Annotated in this window: 17 protein-coding genes; 7 read left to right on the top strand and 10 right to left on the bottom strand. The window is 66.8% G+C overall.

Annotation, left to right across the window (positions count from 1 at the left end; translation table 11 throughout):
- Positions 1 to 82 precede the first annotated feature (82 nt).
- Positions 83 to 718 carry a TetR/AcrR family transcriptional regulator gene (locus tag Q0316_RS15925; RefSeq protein WP_298674286.1) on the bottom strand — a complete coding sequence of 212 codons (636 nt, stop codon included), beginning with the start codon at positions 716 to 718 and terminating at the stop codon, positions 83 to 85.
- 135 nt (positions 719 to 853) lie between these two features.
- On the opposite strand from Q0316_RS15925, the gene Q0316_RS15920 reads away from it, so the two are divergent.
- Positions 854 to 3,235, top strand: a complete 2,382-nt coding sequence (locus Q0316_RS15920) for a TonB-dependent receptor (RefSeq protein WP_298674282.1) — start codon at positions 854 to 856, stop codon at positions 3,233 to 3,235.
- Positions 3,236 to 3,300: 65 nt separating this feature from the next.
- The gene (locus Q0316_RS15915; RefSeq protein WP_298674281.1) at positions 3,301 to 4,563 is read left to right on the top strand and encodes an MFS transporter; all 1,263 of its coding nucleotides are present in this window, start codon (positions 3,301 to 3,303) and stop codon (positions 4,561 to 4,563) included.
- A gap of 12 nt (positions 4,564 to 4,575) precedes the next feature.
- On the opposite strand, the gene Q0316_RS15910 is transcribed toward Q0316_RS15915, so the two are convergent.
- The 7 genes from Q0316_RS15910 to Q0316_RS15880 all read right to left on the bottom strand — a co-directional run bounded on the left by Q0316_RS15910 (position 4,576) and on the right by Q0316_RS15880 (position 12,472).
- A complete protein-coding gene (locus tag Q0316_RS15910) occupies positions 4,576 to 6,102 on the bottom strand; it encodes a peptide chain release factor 3 (protein ID WP_298674280.1) in 1,527 nt (508 codons plus the stop codon).
- A gap of 52 nt (positions 6,103 to 6,154) precedes the next feature.
- Positions 6,155 to 7,036 carry an aldose 1-epimerase family protein gene (locus Q0316_RS15905; protein ID WP_298674279.1) on the bottom strand — a complete coding sequence of 294 codons (882 nt, stop codon included), beginning with the start codon at positions 7,034 to 7,036 and terminating at the stop codon, positions 6,155 to 6,157.
- The gene (gene pheT / locus Q0316_RS15900) at positions 7,029 to 9,416 is read right to left on the bottom strand and encodes a phenylalanine--tRNA ligase subunit beta (protein WP_298674278.1); all 2,388 of its coding nucleotides are present in this window, start codon (positions 9,414 to 9,416) and stop codon (positions 7,029 to 7,031) included. Before pheT ends, Q0316_RS15905 begins: the two co-directional genes overlap by 8 nt.
- On the bottom strand, positions 9,413 to 10,549 hold the full coding sequence (gene pheS, locus Q0316_RS15895) for a phenylalanine--tRNA ligase subunit alpha (protein ID WP_298674277.1): 1,137 nt from the start codon (positions 10,547 to 10,549) through the stop codon (positions 9,413 to 9,415). The genes pheT and pheS overlap by 4 nt, the downstream gene beginning before the upstream one ends.
- Before the next feature lie 95 nt (positions 10,550 to 10,644).
- Entirely contained in the window at positions 10,645 to 11,010 is a 366-nt protein-coding gene (gene rplT / locus Q0316_RS15890; RefSeq protein WP_137787039.1) for a 50S ribosomal protein L20, read from the bottom strand.
- A 13-nt stretch (positions 11,011 to 11,023) separates the two neighbouring features.
- The gene (rpmI, locus tag Q0316_RS15885) at positions 11,024 to 11,227 is read right to left on the bottom strand and encodes a 50S ribosomal protein L35 (protein ID WP_007406658.1); all 204 of its coding nucleotides are present in this window, start codon (positions 11,225 to 11,227) and stop codon (positions 11,024 to 11,026) included.
- A 141-nt stretch (positions 11,228 to 11,368) separates the two neighbouring features.
- Entirely contained in the window at positions 11,369 to 12,472 is a 1,104-nt protein-coding gene (locus tag Q0316_RS15880; RefSeq protein ID WP_298674276.1) for a DUF2332 domain-containing protein, read from the bottom strand.
- A gap of 60 nt (positions 12,473 to 12,532) precedes the next feature.
- Here Q0316_RS15880 and hisG point away from each other — a divergent pair, with 60 nt between their 5' ends.
- The 4 genes from hisG to Q0316_RS15860 are packed head-to-tail and all read left to right on the top strand — an operon-like array spanning position 12,533 to position 15,147.
- Complete coding sequence (hisG, locus tag Q0316_RS15875; RefSeq protein ID WP_298674275.1) at positions 12,533 to 13,195, top strand: ATP phosphoribosyltransferase; 663 nt, start codon at positions 12,533 to 12,535, stop codon at positions 13,193 to 13,195.
- The gene (gene hisD / locus Q0316_RS15870; RefSeq protein ID WP_298674274.1) at positions 13,192 to 14,484 is read left to right on the top strand and encodes a histidinol dehydrogenase; all 1,293 of its coding nucleotides are present in this window, start codon (positions 13,192 to 13,194) and stop codon (positions 14,482 to 14,484) included. Before hisG ends, hisD begins: the two co-directional genes overlap by 4 nt.
- Before the next feature lie 34 nt (positions 14,485 to 14,518).
- Positions 14,519 to 14,971 (top strand): transcription antitermination factor NusB, encoded by a 453-nt coding sequence (nusB, locus tag Q0316_RS15865; protein ID WP_298674273.1) that lies wholly within the window; start codon positions 14,519 to 14,521, stop codon positions 14,969 to 14,971.
- Positions 14,971 to 15,147 (top strand): DUF4169 family protein, encoded by a 177-nt coding sequence (locus Q0316_RS15860; RefSeq protein WP_298674272.1) that lies wholly within the window; start codon positions 14,971 to 14,973, stop codon positions 15,145 to 15,147. Before nusB ends, Q0316_RS15860 begins: the two co-directional genes overlap by 1 nt.
- 11 nt (positions 15,148 to 15,158) lie before the next feature.
- On the opposite strand, the gene nhaA is transcribed toward Q0316_RS15860, so the two are convergent.
- Together nhaA and Q0316_RS15850 are read right to left on the bottom strand one after the other, a co-directional pair.
- Complete coding sequence (nhaA, locus tag Q0316_RS15855; RefSeq protein WP_298674271.1) at positions 15,159 to 16,349, bottom strand: Na+/H+ antiporter NhaA; 1,191 nt, start codon at positions 16,347 to 16,349, stop codon at positions 15,159 to 15,161.
- A 10-nt stretch (positions 16,350 to 16,359) separates the two neighbouring features.
- Positions 16,360 to 17,937 carry a lysine--tRNA ligase gene (locus tag Q0316_RS15850; protein ID WP_298674270.1) on the bottom strand — a complete coding sequence of 526 codons (1,578 nt, stop codon included), beginning with the start codon at positions 17,935 to 17,937 and terminating at the stop codon, positions 16,360 to 16,362.
- 32 nt (positions 17,938 to 17,969) lie between these two features.
- Here Q0316_RS15850 and Q0316_RS15845 point away from each other — a divergent pair, with 32 nt between their 5' ends.
- Positions 17,970 to 18,506 carry a sterol desaturase family protein gene (locus tag Q0316_RS15845; protein ID WP_298674269.1) on the top strand — a complete coding sequence of 179 codons (537 nt, stop codon included), beginning with the start codon at positions 17,970 to 17,972 and terminating at the stop codon, positions 18,504 to 18,506.
- Positions 18,507 to 18,512: the final 6 nt, after the last annotated feature.

Here is an 18,512-nt window from a genome sequence, read left to right as displayed (position 1 = left end):
TCATGTCTGCAATCCGGTTCAATCGGCCAAGACCGGACTGTCGCTTTTCCACCCATCCCGACATAAACAAAACAACCGGCCCTCACCCCCGCCCCAACCCCCGCGCCAGCATCGCCGCGATCTGATCGGCGATCTCGGCGGTCGGCGCATCCTTCGCCCACACGCCGAAGCGTAAGCCCAGGAACACGTTCATCCCCATGATCGCCCAGGCGTGGACCTCGCCCACCCCGTCGATCAGTTCACCGCGCGCGGCGGCGGCCTGAAGCCGCTCGCGGATACGATCGGCGGTGGAGCAATAATGCAGCCGGAAGCTCTCAGGATCGACGAATTCGGATTCGTCGATGATGCGATATATCTCCTTGTGACCGCGCACGAACTCCAGGAAATGCTCAAGGCCCGCGCGCTCCGCCGCGATCTGATCCGGCGCGGCGCGGATCGCGGGGGCGACGTGATCGCGCACCTGATCGGACATGTCGCGGACCAGCGCGCGAAACACCGCGTCCTTCGAATCGAACCAGGTGTAGAAACTGCCGAGCGCCACGCCCGCCCGCCGGGTGATCCCGCTGATCGAGGTGGCGTGAAAACCATGCTCGCCAAATTCCAGCGCCGCCGCATCGAGGATCGCGCGCTGGGTGCGCTGTCCGCGCGCCGTGCGCGGCCGTTTATCGGCGCTCGCCCCCGCCTGATCCGCGACGGGCGGGGCAGCGCCTCGCTCCATCTGCCGCCCGTCGCCCATCCGTGCCTCACATCCAAGTTGAATCCTGGTTCAACTTTCACTATTGTGCTTTGGTTCGCCGCACAAGCTCGCAGGGAGGCGAGCCGCCGTAAAGTGCCGCAAAGGGGAGGTTCAGCCTTGTTCACGTTCGTCAATTCCCACGCCGCGCTCCGCTGTGGCGTCGCCGCGCTCGCGCTCACCGCCGCCGCCCCCGCGCTGGCGCAGGAGGCTCCGCAATCCGCAGCTGAGGAGGCCGCCGCCACCAACGACATGGATATCGTCGTCACCGCGCGCCGCCGTGAGGAAACGCTGCAAACCGTGCCGGTCGCCGTCACCGCCTTCACTGCCGACAAGCTGGCGAAGACGGGCGCGCTCGACCTTACCGATATCCAGAACACCACGCCCAACACCACGCTGAAGGTTTCGCGCGGCACCAATTCCACGCTCTCCGCCTTCATTCGCGGCGTGGGCCAGCAGGATCCGGTGCCCGGCTTCGAGGCGGGCATCGGCATCTATCTCGACGATGTGTACCTCAATCGCCCGCAGGCCGCCGTTCTGGACATCTATGATGTCGAGCGGATCGAGGTGCTGCGCGGCCCGCAGGGCACGCTTTACGGGCGCAACACGATCGGCGGCGCGGTGAAATACGTCACCAAGAAGCTGGCCGACGTGCCGACCGCGACGGTGAAGGCCACTTACGGCAGCTACAATCAGGCGGACGGCGTCATCAGCCTGTCCACCCCGATCGGCGATATGTTCAAGGTCGGCGTCTCCGGTGCGCGGCTGACGCGCGACGGGTTCGGGCGCAACCTCAACCTCGGCATCGACAATTACGACAAGAAGCTGTGGGCCGGGCGCGGCACGGTGGAGTTCGAATCGCCCGACAAGCGGCTGTTCATCCGCATCACCGGCGATTACACGCACGACACGTCGGCCCCGCGCAACGGCCATCGCCTGATCCCCGGCCTGCTATCGGGCGCGCCGGTGCTGTCGAACGTGTTCGATACGCGCGCGGGCCTCAACAATCCGAAGCAGGATGTGCAGGGCGGCGGCCTGTCGATGACGATCAACGCCGAGCTTTCGGATCACTTCACGCTGCGCAGCATCAGCGCGTGGCGCAAGGATCGTTCGTACACGCCGATTGATTTCGATTCGCTCCCGTCGGTCGATGTCGACGTGCCGGCGGTCTATCGCAACGAGCAGACCAGCCAGGAATTCCAGCTCCATTACAAGAGCGACAAGGTGAACGGCCTCGTCGGCTTCTATTATCTCGGCGCCAAGGCATCGACCGCGTTCGACGTGCTGCTGTTCACCACCGGCGGCGCGGTGTTGCCGGGCCTCGACGGCTTCACTTCGGGTGACGTGCGGACCGAGACCAGCTCGATCTATGGCGATTTCACCTTCGATCTCACCGATCAACTGAGCCTGTCGCTGGGCGGGCGTTATACCTGGGATCAGCGCACGTCGTTCATCTACAAGGCGAATTATCTGAACGGGCCGAGCGCGGAATTCGGCGGCAATCCGATCCTGCTCGGCGCGCCGGCGACCAATTTCCGCGGCACCGCCAATTTCAAGAAGTTCACGCCGCGCGCGTCGCTCAGCTACAAGATCACGCCCGATCACATGATCTATGCGTCATATTCGGAAGGGTTCAAGGGCGGCGGCTTCGATCCGCGTGGCGCCGGCACCAGCGCGCCGATCAGCAATCCGGCTGCTGGCCGAACCTATCAGGACATTTACAACTTCCTGCGGTTCAAGCCGGAATCGGTCACCAGCTATGAAATCGGTTACAAGGGATCGCTGTTCGATCGCCGCTGGACCTATGCGCTCGACGCTTTCTATTCCAAATACACCGATGTGCAGGTCCCCGGTTCGGTCGCCTGCACGGTGAACGGCATCGCCAGCTTCTGCGGCATCACCACCAATGCGGCAAAGGCGACGATCAAGGGCGTCGAGGCGGAAACCAACGCGCAGCTCGCACGCGATTTCGCCGGCGTCGGCTCGTCGTTCAGCCTCTCCGGCACGCTTGGCTATATCGACGCGAAATATGATCGCTTCATCGGCCCGACCGGCACCGATGTCGCCAATGTCCGCGTGTTCCAGAACACCCCGCACTGGACGACATCGGGCACCGCTACGCTCAACCTGCCGGCGGGCGACGGGCTGTTCACCGCCAACACCACCCTGTCGTACCGCAGCCTGACGCATCAGTTCGAGACGGCAAGCCCGTTCCTCGACCAGCCCGGCTATACCCTGCTCGATGCCGGCGTAACCTATGCGTTCGGCGCCAACCGGCAATTCTCGTTCGGCGTTTATGGCCGCAACCTGACCGACAAGAAGTACAAGACGGCGGGCTATCAATATATCAAGACCGATATCGCCGGTAATCCGCTCAACGCCGCAGGCCAGATCATCACCAACGGGCAAGGCTATGTCGCAACGCTCGGCAAGGAAGGCATCGCCACCGCCTTCTACGGCAATCCGCGACAGGTATTCGCCACCTTCACCGCGAAGTTCTGATCCGTTAGGACAATGAAACAGGGGCCGGCAACGTCCGGCCCCTTTTTGCGTCGGGGGAGGGTGCAATGATTGATCGCGAACGGCCGGGCTATCGCGGGCTGGTGCTGGCGATGCTGCTGGCGGTCTATACGTTCAATTTCCTCGACCGGCAGATCCTCGGCATCCTTGCCAAGCCGATCCAGCAGGATCTCGGCCTCAACGACGCGCAATTCGGCGCGATCGGGGGCATCGCCTTCGCCCTGCTCTATTCCTGCCTCGGCGTGCCGCTGGCGTTGCTGGCGGATCGGATCGGCAAGACGAAGGTGATCGCCGCCTCGCTGATCGTGTGGAGCGGCTTCACCGCCTTGTGCGGCATCGCGGGCAATTTCTGGCATCTGTTCCTGTATCGGCTCGGCGTCGGCGTGGGCGAGGCGGGCGGCGTCGCACCTTCCTATGCGCTGATCGCGGATTATTATCCGATCGAACGCCGCGCGCGCGCGCTCGCCATCTATTCGCTGGGCATTCCCGTTGGCCTCGCGTGCGGCGTGCTGCTGGGCGCCTATATCGCCGCGCTGGTCAACTGGCGGGTGGCCTTCCTGACGGTGGGGCTGGCCGGCATCGTCCTCGCGCCGATCTTTCTGTGGATCGTGCGCGATCGCCCGCGCCCCGCGCCCGCAGCGGCAGCGGAACGCGTGCCTCTGCTCGCCGTTTTTCCGATCCTCGCCGCCAAGCCCGCCTTCTGGCTGATGGCGTTTGGCGCGGGGTTCAGCTCGCTCGCCGGCTATGGCCTCGCGCTATGGGTGCCCAAGATCCTGATGGTCCGTTTCGACTGGGGGCTGATTACCGCCGGGCAGTTCATGGGATCGCTGCTGCTGATCGGCGGCGCGGGCGGCGTGTTCATCGGCGGCGTGCTGGCGGACAAGCTCGGGAAGGGCGATCGCGGCTGGTATGTCCGCCTGCCCGCCTTCGCCTGGCTGATTACCGCGCCGACCTTCGCGATCGGGCTTATCACGCCATCGCCCGCGCTCGCCTGGGCGTGCCTGCTGATCCCCAACGCGCTCAATATCCTGTGGCTCGGGCCGATCACCACCGCCGTGCAGCATCTTGCCCCGCCGCATATGCGGGCGAGCGCATCGGGGGCGTTCCTGTTCATCAACAATCTCGTCGGGCTGGGCATCGGCCCGTGGCTGCTCGGCGCGATCTCGGTGGCGCTGAAGGCGCAATATGGCGACGATTCGCTGCGCTATGCCGCGATCATCGGCGTCGGCTTCTATCTGATCGCGGGCCTGCTCGGGTTGCTCGCGGTCAAGGCATTGCGCCGCGGATGGATCGAGGAACAGGCGGCCTGATCCGCCCGGCGCTCACCGCTCCCGCGTCGCCGCGAATTTCACCTTGGGATAGCGATCGGCGATGTAATTCACTTCCCATGCGCTCTTGGCGAGGAACACGGGATTGCCGTCGCGATCCTTCGCCAGCGCGCCGCGGTTGATATCGGTGAAGTCCTTGAGCGCGCCCGCATCGTCGCTCGATACCCAGCGCGCGGTATCGAACGGCGCCGGCTCAAGCCCGGCGGCAACCTTATATTCCGCCTCCAGCCGCGAGATCAGCACGTCGAGCTGGAGCTGCCCGACCACGCCGATGATCCGGTTCGATCCGATCTCGGGATAGAAAACCTGCGTCACCCCTTCCTCGGCCATATCGTCCAGCGCCTTACGGAGCTGCTTGGTCTTGGTCGGATCCTTGAGCGCCACGCGGCGCAGGATTTCGGGCGCGAAATTGGGCAGCCCGGTGAAACGCACCATGGCACGTTCGGAAAGCGTATCCCCCACCCGCAACGTGCCGTGGTTGGGGATGCCGATGATGTCGCCGGGATAGGCCTCATCCGCGATCTCGCGATCCTGCGCAAAGAACAGGATCGGCGAATGGACGGCGATCGGCTTGCCATGGCCGGTCGGCGTCAGCTTCATGCCGCGTTTGAACGTGCCCGAGCACAGCCGCATGAACGCGATGCGATCGCGGTGCTGCGGGTCCATATTCGCCTGCACCTTGAAGACGAAGCCGGTGACTTCCTTCTCGTCCGGTGAAACGGGCGCGGGATCGGCCGGCTGCGGGCGCGGCGGCGGGGCATAATCGGCGAGCGCGTCGATCAGTTCGCCGGGGCCGAAATCCTTGAGCGCGGAGCCGAAATAGACCGGGGTGAGATCGCCGTTGCGATACGCCTCGGCATCGAACTGGGCATAGCCCGCCTGCGCCAGCTCCACTTCCTCGCGCACCGCATCGGGCAGGATCGGCTCGGCATCGACCTTGCCCTGAAAGGTGCGGCTGCCCCCTTCCGGCCGGCTGATCGACCAGCGTTTGAGATCGAGCACACCCTCGAACGTGCCCCCCATGCCGACTGGCCAGCTCATCGGCGCGACATCCAGCGCCAGCGCGTCCGCCACCTCGTCGAGCAGCTCGAACGCGCTGCGGCCCTCGCGATCGACCTTGTTGATGAAGGTGATGATCGGCACCGAGCGCAACCGGCACACCTCGAACAGCTTGCGCGTCTGGCTTTCGATGCCGCGCGCCGCGTCGATCACCATCACCGCCGAATCGACCGCGGTGAGCGTGCGATAGGTATCCTCGCTGAAATCCTCGTGCCCCGGCGTGTCGAGCAGGTTGAAGGTCACACCGTCCTTCTCGAACGTCATCACCGAGGAGGTGACCGAGATGCCGCGCTGCTGCTCGATCTTCATCCAGTCCGATCGCGCGCGCCGGTTCGCACCGCGCGCCTTCACTTCGCCCGCAAGGTGGATCGCGCCGCCGACCTGGAGCAGCTTTTCTGTGAGCGTCGTCTTACCGGCGTCAGGGTGCGAGATGATCGCGAAGGTGCGGCGGGGGGAAGTCATGTAGCGGGCTTTCGTGAGGCCGGATGGGATGCGCGGGGAAAAAGGCGCGCGGTTATGATTCGCGCAGCAATGTCACGCGCATCGCGATCTGTTTCGTCGCCCCCGGCGCGACTTCGAACACGCCGGGCTTGGCGCGGAAATCGCCCGTGAAACCGGCCGGATCGGCGATGCCGTGCCACGGCTCGATGCACACGAACCGCGCGCCCGGCTTGCTCCAAATGCCGAGCATCGGCGTATCGGGAAAGGCGACGCGCACGCGCGGGCCGGTGGCATCACCGTAAGTGACGTGATCGGAATGGAGCCTGTCCCAGATCAGCGCGTCGTGCGCGAACAGATCATCGCGCAAGTGAAGCATTCGGCCATCGAGCGGCGAGGCGCACGCGGCGGGGGCGATCTGCCCGTCGCCGTCGATCCGGCGGATCGCTTCAGGCTCGTCCGCCGCGAAGGTGACGCGATGCACCTCCTTCGCGCCCCCGCCGGGCAGCGGCCAGGCAAAGGCGGGGTGGAAGCCGAAGCTCGCCGGGAGCGGCGCGTCACCGGGATTCACCACCGACACGTCCACCGAAAGCGTCGCGCCCGCGATGCTGAACGTCACTTCCAGCCGGAACGCGAAGGGATAGCACTCACGTGTCTCGGGCGTATCGGTCAGCACGAACGTCGCGCGATCCGGTGCCTGCTCGGTCACCGTGAAGGCCATCCGCCGCGCGAAGCCATGCTGCTTCATCGGGTATTCGCGACCATCGACGCGGATCGTCTCCCCCGCCGGCCTTCCCACCACCGGGAACAGTAAGGGCGCGCGCCCGGTCCAGAATGCGGGATCGGCATCGGTCATCAATTCGCGACCGGCGGCATCCTTCAGCGACGACAATTCCGCGCCAAGCGGATTGATCGCCGCCGAAAGGCCATCGCCCGCGATGACGATCCATTCAGCCACGCAGGACCGCGCCCTGCTTCACAGCCGCCGCGACCACCTTGTCGGCGATCGCCTTCAGCTCGGCATCGGTGAAGCTCTTTTCGCCCGGCTGGAGCACCACTTCGAGCGCGACCGACTTCCTGCCCGGCTCCACGCCGGTGCCGGTGAACACGTCGAACACGCGTGCCGAGACGATCGCCGCCTTGTCCGCCCCCTTCGCCGCGCGGGTGAGCGCGTCCGCTGTCACCTCCTCGGGCACGAGGAAGGCGAAATCGCGCCGCACCGGCTGGAGCGCGGGCGGCGCATAGGCCGGACGCATGAAGCCATTGCCGCCGCGCTTGGCGGGCAGCGCATCGAGATACAGCTCCACCGCCGCGACCGCGCCATCGAGATCGAACGCATCCACCGTGCGCGGATGGAGCATCCCGAACGCCGCCAGCACCGTCTTCGGCCCCAACCGCAACGTGCCGGACTGGCCGGGATGCCACGCCTCCCCGGCATCCCCGAACACCTGGAGATTCTCCACCGGCGCGCCAGCGGCGGCGAGCAGCGCCAGCGCCTCCGCCTTGGCGTCAAACGCGTCGAACGCGGCGGCCTTGCCCTCGCGCCAGCCGCGCGCGCGGCGATCCCCCGCCAGCACCAGCCCGAGCGTCGCGCGCTCGGCATCGGCGAGGTAGCGCCGCCCGATCTCGAACAGCCGGATGCTGCCCGCGCCGCGCTTCGCGTTGCGCGCGGCAGCCGAGAGCAGCCCCGGCAACAGCGACGGGCGCATGACCTTCAGGTCTTCGCTGATCGGATTGGCGAGCGTCCATGCGCCGCCGCCGAACACCGCGGCCTCCTTCTCGCTTAGGAAGCTCCACGTCACCGCCTCGTCCAGCCCGCGCGCGGCGGCGGCACGGCGAACGCGGCGCTCCAGCTTCTGCTCGGGGGTGGCGGTGGGCCGCGCAACGCCGGGCAGGCGCGCGAGCGGCACGGAAGGCACATTGTCGATACCCTCGATGCGAATCACTTCCTCGACCAGATCGGCGGCGCCGTCCACATCGCGGCGCCATGTCGGCGGGGTCACCTGCCAGTCGGCGGTGACGGTGAAGCCGAGCGATTCGAGGATCGCGCGCTGGCGCTCCGGCGCAACCGCGAGGCCGCCCAGCGTCTCCGCGCGCGCCGGATCATAGGCATAGCTGCGCGTGCCGAGCGGCGCTTCGCCCGCGCGCGTGATCGCGCTGGGCGTGCCGCCGCAATGCTCCACCACCAGCCGCGTCGCGATGGCGAGGCCGTCGTCAAGGAACGCCGGGTCCACCCCGCGCTCAAAGCGCTGGCGCGCGTCGCTGGTCAGCGCGAGCTTCTGCCCGGTGCGCGCGATATGATCGGGATCGAAATAGGCGCATTCGATCAGCACGTCGGTGGTCGCATCCGACACGCCCGAATCCTCGCCGCCCATGATGCCGCCGATATCGTGGACGTGCTTGTCGTCCGCGATCACCGTCATCGTCGCGTCGAGCGTATAGGTCTTGCCGTTCAGCGCCAGCACCGTCTCGCCATCGCGCGCCTTGCGCGCGATGAGCGCGCCGGAGAGCTTGGCGCGGTCATAGACGTGCAACGGGCGCCCGAGATCGACCGAGACGAAATTGGTGATATCCACCAGCACGGAAATCGGCTTCTGCCCGATCGCGGTGAGCTTCTGGCGCATCCATGCCGGGGCCGCGCCGTTGGTGACCCCCGACACCGCCTGCGCGTAAAACGCCGGGCAGCCTTCGCGGTCATCGGTCCGCACGTCGGGCGCCGGGCCGTCGCCCGCCACCGGCGCGATTCGATCGGTGCGATAGACTTGCGCCAGCGGCCGGAGCGTCCCCAGCCCCGCCGCCGCCAGATCGCGCGCGATGCCGCGCACGCCCATGCAATCCTGCCGGTTGGGCGTGATCGCCACGTCAATCACCGGATCGTCGAGCCCGGCATAAGCGGGATAGGGCGTGCCGACCGGCGCATCGGCGGGAAGCTCGATGATGCCGTCATGCTCGTCGCCAAGTTCCAACTCGCGCGTGGAACACATCATGCCGTTCGATTCGACGCCCCGGATCGCCGCGACCTTCAGCACCATGCCATTCGCCGGCACCACCGCGCCCGGCATCCCGAACACGCCGATCAGCCCGGCGCGCGCATTGGGCGCGCCGCACACCACCTGAAGCGGCCCGTCCCCGGCATCGACCGACAGCACCTGCAGCTTGTCCGCCTGCGGGTGGCGCTCGGCGGTCAGCACCTTCGCCACGCGGAACGCGGCGAGCTTCTCGCCCGGATTGTCGACGCCTTCGACCTCCAGCCCGATGCGGGTCAGCCCCTCGACGATCGCGTCGAGCGAGGCATTGGTGTCGAGATGCTCCTTGAGCCAGCCAAGCGTGAACTTCATGCGCCGACTCCCCCGCTCAGCGTCGGCACGTCGAGCGCCGAAAACCCGTAATGTTTCAGCCAGCGGATATCGCCGTCGAAGAAGGCGCGCAGATCATCCATGCCGTATTTCAGCATCGCCAGCCGGTCGATCCCGCAACCAAAGGCGAAGCCCTGCCACTCGTCCGGATCGAGCCCGCACGCCGCGATCACCTTGGGGTGGACCATGCCGGAACCCAGCACCTCCATCCAGCCGCCACCGGAGCCACCGATCACGCGCTTGCTCTTCTCCAGCGTATAGCCGACATCAACCTCCGCCGAAGGCTCGGTGAAGGGGAAATAGCTCGGGCGCAGCCGCAGCACGATATCGTCGCGCTCGAAGAACGCCTTGAGGAATGTCTCCAGCGTCCATTTGAGGTGGCCGAGCGTGATGCCCTTGTCGATCACCAGCCCCTCGACCTGATGGAACATCGGCGTGTGCGTCGCATCGCTGTCCGAACGATAGGTGCGCCCCGGCGCGATGATGCGGATCGGCGGCTTCTGCTTCAGCATCGTGCGGATCTGCACCGGCGAGGTGTGGGTGCGCAGGAGCATCTTGCGCGGTTCGCCGGTCGCGTTCGCACTGTTGCGGTCCCCATCCTGGGCACGATTGTCCGCCATGTAGAAGGTATCATGCATGGCCCGCGCGGGATGGCTCGCGGGGATATTAAGCGCGGTGAAATTGTGCCAGTCGTCCTCGATCTCCGGGCCGGTCGCGACCGCGAAGCCGAGATCGGCGAAGATTTCCGCCAGTTCGTCCATCACCTGGCTGACCGGATGGATCGTGCCAGCGGTGGCCGCATCGACCGGCAGCGTCATGTCCAGCCGCTCGCCCGCCAGCCGCGCGTCGAGCGCCACCGCCTCAAGCGCGGCCTTGCGCGTCGCGATCGCGCCAGCCACCGCCTCGCGCAAGTGTTGGATGCGCGGCCCTTTCAGAACCCGATCATCAGGCGACATCCCGCCCAAGGTTTTGAGAAAAAGTGTAATCCAACCGTTCTTACCTAGGAGTTCGACGCGCAACCCTTCTAGCTCAGTAAGACTGACCGCACCAATGATGCGGGGAAGGTAGTCACTCTCGTATTTGGCGAGATTTATTGACCAGTCTTGGTCGCTCATGCCCGATTCCTAGTTTGCCGACGGCGCGGCGATAACGAAAAGGGCGCCGGTGGCCTAGACCACCGACGCCCCGTTTCTCTTAGCGCAGGCCCGCTTCAGGCGGCCTGGGGCAGCGCCGCCTTCGCCTGCGCGATGATGGCGCTAAACGCTTCACCTTCGTGCATCGCGATATCGGCCAGCACCTTGCGGTCCAGCTCGATGCCCGCCAGCTTCAGGCCGTGCATGAACTGGCTGTAGCTCAGCCCCTCGGCGCGGACGCCGGCGTTGATGCGCTGAATCCACAGGCCACGGAAGGTGCGCTTCTTAACCTTGCGGTCGCGATACGCATATTGGCCGGCCTTTTCGACCGCCTGCCGCGCGACGCGGATCGTATTCTTCCGGCGGCCACGGTAGCCCTTGGCCTGTTCCAGAATGTTCTTGTGCTTGGCGCGGGTGGTTACACCCCGTTTGACGCGTGCCATCTCTTAAGTCTCCTCAGTTCAGGCCGTACGGCGCCCAGGCCTTCACGGTCTTCGTGTCGGCGTCCGACAGCACCGAGGTGCCGCGATTCTGGCGGATGTACTTGCCGTTGTGGCTGATGAGACGGTGGCGCTTGCCGGCCACGCCGTGCTTGAGCTTGCCGGTCGCGGTGAGCTTGAAGCGCTTTTTCACGCCGCTCTTGGTCTTGAGCTTGGGCATTTTTGTCCTTTCAGTTCGGGCGAGGTCAAAACGGCCGCGGCAGCCCTTGTGGCCGGGCCGTTCGTCATGATCCTCACGCGGGAAGCGGGGCCATTAGCGCCGGGGCGGGCAAAAAGCAACCGGAGCGCCCGTGCGCCCCGCTCAGCCCGCCTCGACCTTCGCGGATTCAGGCAAAGCGAAGCCGCGGCGATCCTCCTCGAAAATCCCGTTCCTCACCCATGTCCCATGCGCGTGCGCCGTCCCCAGCACCGCCCATTCATCGTGCCCCGGCCAGCTCTTTACCTGGACGACCTGATGCGCGAAGGCGCGATCCGGCTCCATCATCACCCAGCCGAGCGGGCGCTCCGCCGTGGCGCGTGCCCCCGCCGCCGCCATCGCCGCGCGCACCCGATTCGCGCTATCCTCGGGCAGATATTGCCAGACGACCGAATGCATCAGCACCCGCGTGACGCCCGGCTCCTGCGGTTCGGCGAGCCGCGCCTCCAGCCACTCGGCGGCATCGGCGCGCACCAGATCGACGCCGCGCGCGCGCTGCATCGCGATCGCGCGGGTCAACCGCTCCGCACGCGCCGGCGTTTCCGGCCAGACATAGGCGAGCAGCCGTGCCTCCACCGCCGGATCGGTCGCGTCGAGCGGCTGGATATCGCAGCCGCGCACCGAGGCGATCGTCATCTCCACCGGCGCGGGCGGCTCACCACGCCATTCGGGGCGGATCGTGACCGGCGAATCGACCGGCCCGAGCTTCACCCCGCCGAGATCGAAGGCATAACGGTCGATCAGCAGATTGAGGCCCGCGCTCGATCCTATCTCCAGCAGTTCGATCCTCGGGCCGTGCCGCCGCGCGATTTCCATCAGGCCGAGCATCAGCGCGCCGGAACGCCCCGGCTCATTGGTCTGCGGTGGCCCGTCGAGCCACGGATATAGCGCGTCATCGTGCCGCACGAGCGCGGCGTTGAGCGCCGCCGCGATTCCGTCTGGCGCGGTGATCTCTCCGGCGAAGATCGCCGCCAACCCCGCGTCCCGCCTGCCACGCACCAGCGCGTGCAGCCCGCCGCACAAGCGCAGCGGCAGCGCATCGCGGGTCGGCTCGCCCGGCCAGTCAAGCACGCGGGCGCCGGTGCGGCTCGCGCGCGTCAGCCCGGCGGCCACCGCACCACACAGCCGCGCATACATCGGCGCGTCCATATGCCCGCAGTAAAATTCCTGAATGCGGAATGCCTCGCGCACTTTCTCGTCAATCGCCATCGGATCGCCCTCCTGTCCCTGTATTGCGCCTCCCCGGCGCCCCGCGTAAAGGCCGCGCCCGTGAGCGAACCGATCGTCATCGCCGTCCCCAAGGGCCGCATCCTGAGCGAGGCGCTGCCGCTGCTCGCCCGCGCCGGCATCGTGCCCGAGGCCGCGTTCGGCGACGAGGACAGCCGCGCGCTGCGTTTCCGCACCGACACGCCCGAGATCGAGCTGATCCGCGTCCGCGCGTTCGATGTCGCAACCTTCGTCGCGCATGGCGCGGCACAGCTTGGCATCGTCGGGTCCGACGTGCTCGCGGAATTCGCTTATTCCGAGCTGTACGCGCCGGTCGATCTCGCGATCGGCCATTGCCGGCTGTCGATCGCCGAGCCGGTCGAGATGGCGGAACGCGATGATCCGCGCGGCTGGAGCCATGTGCGCGTCGCGACCAAATATCCCCATGTCACCGCCGAGCATTTCGCGCGGCGCGGCGTGCAGGCGGAATGCATCAAGCTGAACGGCGCGATGGAGCTTGCCCCCACGCTCGGCCTCGCGCCGCGCATCGTCGATCTCGTCTCGTCGGGGCGCACGCTCAAGGAAAACGGGCTGGTCGAGGTGGAGCGGATCATGGAGGTTTCCTCGCGCCTGATCGTCAATCGCGCGGCGATGAAGACGCGCGCCGGGGTGGTGCCGCTGGTCGAGGCGTTCCGCCGCGCGGTCGATCAGACGGCGGCGGCATGATCCGGCTCGACGCCGCCCACCTATCGTTCGAGGCGGATTTTGCCGCGCTGGTCGATGCGCGGCGCGAATCGGATGCGGATGTGGCGCGCGATGTCACCGCGATCCTGCGCGCGGTGCGCGAGGAGGGCGACACCGCGTTGCGCGCCTATACGCAAAAGCTCGATCGCCACGATCTCGATGCCACCGGCTGGAGCATCCCGGCCAGCGATTGCGCGGCGGCGTTCGCAGCACTCGCCCCCGAACTGCGCGAGGCGCTGGAACTGGCCGCGTCGCGCATCCGCGCTTACCATGAGAAGCAGCGGCCCGACGATCTCGCCTTCACCGACGATGCCGGCGTCCGGCTCGGCGCGCGGTGGCGCGCGGTGGATGCGGCGGGCGTCTATGTTCCGGGCGGACGCGCGGCTTACCCATCAACCCTGCTGATGAACGCCATCCCCGCGAAGGTCGCTGGCGTCGAACGGCTGGTGGTGGTGACGCCGACGCCGGATGGCGCGGTCAATCCGCTCGTGCTCGCCGCGGCGCATCTGGCGGGCGCGGACGAGGTGTGGCGCGTCGGCGGCGCGCAGGCGATCGCGGCGCTCGCCTGGGGCACCGATCGCATCGCTCCGGTCGATGTCGTCACCGGGCCGGGCAATGCCTGGGTCGCGGAGGCGAAGCGGCAGGTTTACGGCGTGGTCGGCATCGACATGGTCGCGGGGCCGAGCGAGATCGTGGTGATCGCCGATGGCGCCAACGACGCCGAATGGATCGCCGCCGATCTGCTCAGCCAGGCCGAGCATGATGTGACCACCCAGTCGATCCTGTTCACCGATGACGCGGGCTTCGCGGATCGCGTGGCCGATGCGGTCGAGCGCCAGCTCGCCGGCCTCGCGACCGGAGAAACCGCGCGGGTGGCGTGGGAAGCGAATGGCGCGATCATCCTCGTCCCCGATCTGGCCGATGCCTGCGCGCTCACCGATCGCCTTGCGCCCGAGCATGTCGAGATCGCCACCGACGATCCGCACGCCTTGTTCAGCAAGCTGCGCCACGCCGGCTCCGCCTTCCTTGGCCGCCATACGCCCGAAGCGATCGGCGATTATGTCGCGGGGCCGAATCACGTTCTCCCCACCGGGCGGCGCGCGCGATTCGCCAGCGGGCTTTCCGTCACCGATTTCATGAAGCGGACGAGCTTCCTCCAGCTCGACGCCACAGCACTCGGCAAGCTCGGCCCCGCCACCGTCGCGCTGGCGACGGCGGAGGGGTTGCCCGCGCACGCCGCCTCGGTCGCGCTCAGACTCGCAAAGGGGTGACGCGGGCGCGTCTCGCGCGTAAAGGCCCTGCCCCATGTCCCGTACCGCAGCACGATCCAAGGCCCGCGCCGCCGCGCGGCTCGCCGCCGTCCAGGCGCTCTATCAGCACGAGATGGAGAAGACCCCGCTCCAGACCCTGCTCCACGAATTTCACCACCACCGGCTCGGCGCGACGATCGAGGGCGACGAATATGCCGAGGCCGACATTCTGTTCTTCGACGATATCGTCACCGGCACGACCGCGCGGCTCGGCGAGATCGACCTGTTGATCGAGCCGAGGCTGCAAGGCTGGACGCTCGCGCGGCTCGACAAGCCGATGAAGGCGATCCTGCGTTGCGGCGCATATGAACTGCTCGCACGCCGCGATGTCGCGGTGGGCACCGCGATCAGCGAATATGTCGATGTCGCCCACGCCTTTTACGACAAGCGCGAGGCGGGCTTCGTCAACGGCCTGCTCGACGCGCTGGCGAAGGAAGTGCGCAACTGATGGGCGAGGTCGTCAACCTCCGGCTGGCGCGCAAGGCGAAACGCCGCGCCACCGAGGCGACGACCGCCGCCGCCAACCGCGCCGCCTTCGGACGGACGAAATCGGAGAAGGACGCCGATCGGGCGAACCGCGCCCGCGCGGAGCGCGCGCTCGACGGGGCGAAGCGCGAGGATTGAGCGTTATCGCGTCACGCGCGCCGCGCCGCCAGCGCGAGCACCGCAAAGCCGCCAACCGCCGACAGCAATGATCCGGCCAGCACGCCCATCTTGACCTCCTCCACCAGCATCGCATCCCCCGGAAAGGCGAGGCCGCCGACGAACAGGCTCATCGTGAAGCCGATTCCCGCGAGCAGCGCCATGCCATAGATCTGCGCCCAGCTTACCCCGCCGGGCCGCGTCGCGATCCCCAGCCGCACCGCGCCCCAGATGCCGCCGAACACGCCGAGTTGCTTGCCGACGAACAGCCCGAGCGCGACGCCGAGCACCACCGGTTCGGCCAGCACGCTCAAGCCGAACCCACCCAGCGCGACGCCTGCATTGGCAAAGGCGAACAGCGGCACGATCACGAATGCGACCCAGGGGGCAAGCGCGTGTTCCAGCCGGTGGAGCGGCGAATCGACCGCATCGGGCGCGCCCGGCGTCGGCACGATCGGAATGAACGCGGCGGTCGCCACCCCGGCGATCGTCGCATGGACGCCCGATTGCAGCACGAACAGCCACAACACCGCGCCCGTTACCAGATATGGCCACAGGGCCATCACCTTGCGCCGGTTCATCACATAGAGCAGCGCCAGCGCCACGCCCGCGCCGGCCAGCGCGATCACGCGAATCTCGTCGGTATAGGCAAGCGCGATGATCGCCACCGCGCCCATATCGTCGACGATGGCGACGGTGGTGAGCAGCAGCTTGAGCGCGGCGGGCACGCGCTTGCCCAGCATCGCCATCACCCCGATCGCAAAGGCGATATCGGTCGCCGCGGGAATCGCCCAGCCGCGCTGCAATCCGCTATGGTCACCCACCACCAGCAGATAGACGAGCGCCGGCACCGCCATGCCGGTCGCTGCGGCGATGAACGGCAGCCGCCGTTGATCCGCGCGGGCAAGCTGCCCGTCGACGAACTCGCGCTTGATCTCCAGCCCGACGAGCAGGAAGAACAGCGCCATCAGCGCATCGTTGATCCACAGATGGATCGTCATCGGGCCAAGCGTGGCGGACAGCACCGGCCCCGTCTCGGCATGGAGGACATGGGCGTACCAGTCAGCCGTCGCGGGCAGATTGGCGACGAGCATCGCCAGCGCCGCCGCCGCGATCAGCACGAATCCCCCCGCCGCCTCGCCCGCGAGAAAGGCGCGCAGCGCGGAGATTCGCCCCTTTCTCATCACACGCGCCTCATCCGCCCGCGCGCGCCAGCGCCTCGGCGATCAGCTTGCGGCTGTTCGCGATGCCGTAAAGCTTGATGAAGCTGCCCATGCGCGGCCCCTGCGAGGAGCCGAGCAGCGTTTCGTACAGCGCCCTGAACCAGTCCCGCAGTTCGGCGAACCCGCCGGTCTTGCCGATCTCATAGATGTGGTTCTGGATCTCCTCCGCCGCCGCGTCCGCCGGCAGCGCGGCAAGCGCCGCGTCGAGCCGTTGCAGAGCATCCACCTCCGCACCTTCAGGCGCGCGGCGCTCAAGTGTCGGCGCGACGAAATCGCGATGATAGGCCAGCGCATAGCCGATCAGCCGATCCAGTTCCGGATAGGCCTCGGGCGTCGCGTCCGCCACATAATTGCCGAGATAGCCCCACACCTGCTCGGGCGATGCTTCCCCCATCACCCCGACGAGGTTGAGCAGCAGCCCGAACGTCACCGGCAGCGTCCCCTCGGGCGGCTTGCCGTCGTGAATATGGTGGACCGGGTTGCCCAGCCGCTCCTTGGTCGCCTGCCCGGCGTAATTGCTGCGGAACTGCCAATATTCGTCCACCGCGCGCGGGATCACCCCCATGTGGAGCTGCTTGGCCTTCTTCGGCTCGCGATAGGCGTAGAAGGCGACCGATTCCTCGGGGCCATAGGTCAGCCACTGATCGAGGCTGAGGCCATTGCCCTTCGACTTGGAGATCTTCTCCCCCTTTTCATCGAGGAACAGCTCGTACACCAGCGTCTCGGGCTTGCGCGCGCCGAGGATCTGGCAGATTTTCCCGCCGAGGATGGCGGAATCGATCAGATCCTTGCCGTGCATCTCGTAATCGACGCCAAGCGCCGCCCAGCGCATCCCCCAATCGGGCTTCCACTGCAGCTTCGCGCCACCGCCTAGGATCGACTGTTCGATCATTTCGCCTTCATCGACGAAGCGGATCAGTCCGGCCTCCGCATCGACCACCTCGACCGGCACCTGAAGCACGACGCCGGATTTCGGGCTGATCGGCAGCACCGGCGAATAGGTCGCCTGCCGCTCGCCGCGCAGCGTCGGCAGCATCACGCCCATGATCGCATCATAATTGCGCAGCACGTTCCTGAGCTGCGCGTCGAACCGGCCCGATGTGTAATATTCGGTCGAGGACGCGAATTCGTAATCGAAGCCATAGCGATCGAGGAACGCGCGCAGCATCGCATTGTTGTGATGCGCGAAGCTTTCGTATTTTTCGAACGGATCGGGCACCCTGGTCAGCGGCTTGCCGAGATATTCGGTCAGCATCGCCTGATTGGGCACGTTGTCGGGCACCTTGCGCAGCCCGTCCATATCGTCGGAAAAAGCGATCAGCCGCGATGGCTGGTCGGACAGCGCGGCAAAGGCGTTCCGCACCATCGTCGTGCGCAGCACCTCGTTGAACGTGCCGATATGCGGCAGCCCCGAGGGGCCGTAACCCGTTTCGAAGATGATCGGCGCGCCGCCCGGTTTGCCATCGGGCCAGCGCTTGAGCAGCCGGCGCGCTTCCTCGAACGGCCAGGCCTTGGACTCTAGGGCTGCGGTGCGGATATCATCTGTCATGGTGCAGTGCGACGTAGCGACGCATCGCCGCGATGGCTATATCCCAGCGCATGTTCTGGTGGCTCGGCCCGGCCCTGTTCGTGATGACCGTCGCGGGGATGGAGGCGTTCGCCTATGTCATGCACCGCTGGGTGATGCATGGCCCCGGCTGGTTCCTCCACGAAAGCCACCATCGCGCACGCACCGGGCGATTCGAGCTGAACGATCTGTACGGCGTGATCTTCGCGATTCCCTCGATCGTGCTGCTCTATGGCGGAACGCAGGCCGGCTGGTGGGCGGGCTGGGCGTGGATCGGCGCGGGGATCGCGGGCTATGGCGCGATCTATTTCGGCTTCCACGACGTGATCGTCCATCGCCGCGTGACGACACGCTACCTGCCGAGATCGCGCTACATGAAGCGCATCGTGCAGGCGCATCGGCTGCATCATGCGATCGGCACCAGGCGCGGCGCGGTGAGCTTCGGCTTTCTCGTGGCGCCGCCGCCTATCATGCTGAAAGCAGAGCTTAAACGGCGCGGGATCGAGCGCCGGCGCGCGACGAAACATGCCGGTTCGTTTGCAGATTGGTAACCATTG

The organism is uncultured Sphingomonas sp., assembly GCF_937871615.1.
Lineage (GTDB): Bacteria > Pseudomonadota > Alphaproteobacteria > Sphingomonadales > Sphingomonadaceae > Sphingomonas.
This window is presented reverse-complemented; position numbering and strand designations above follow the sequence as displayed.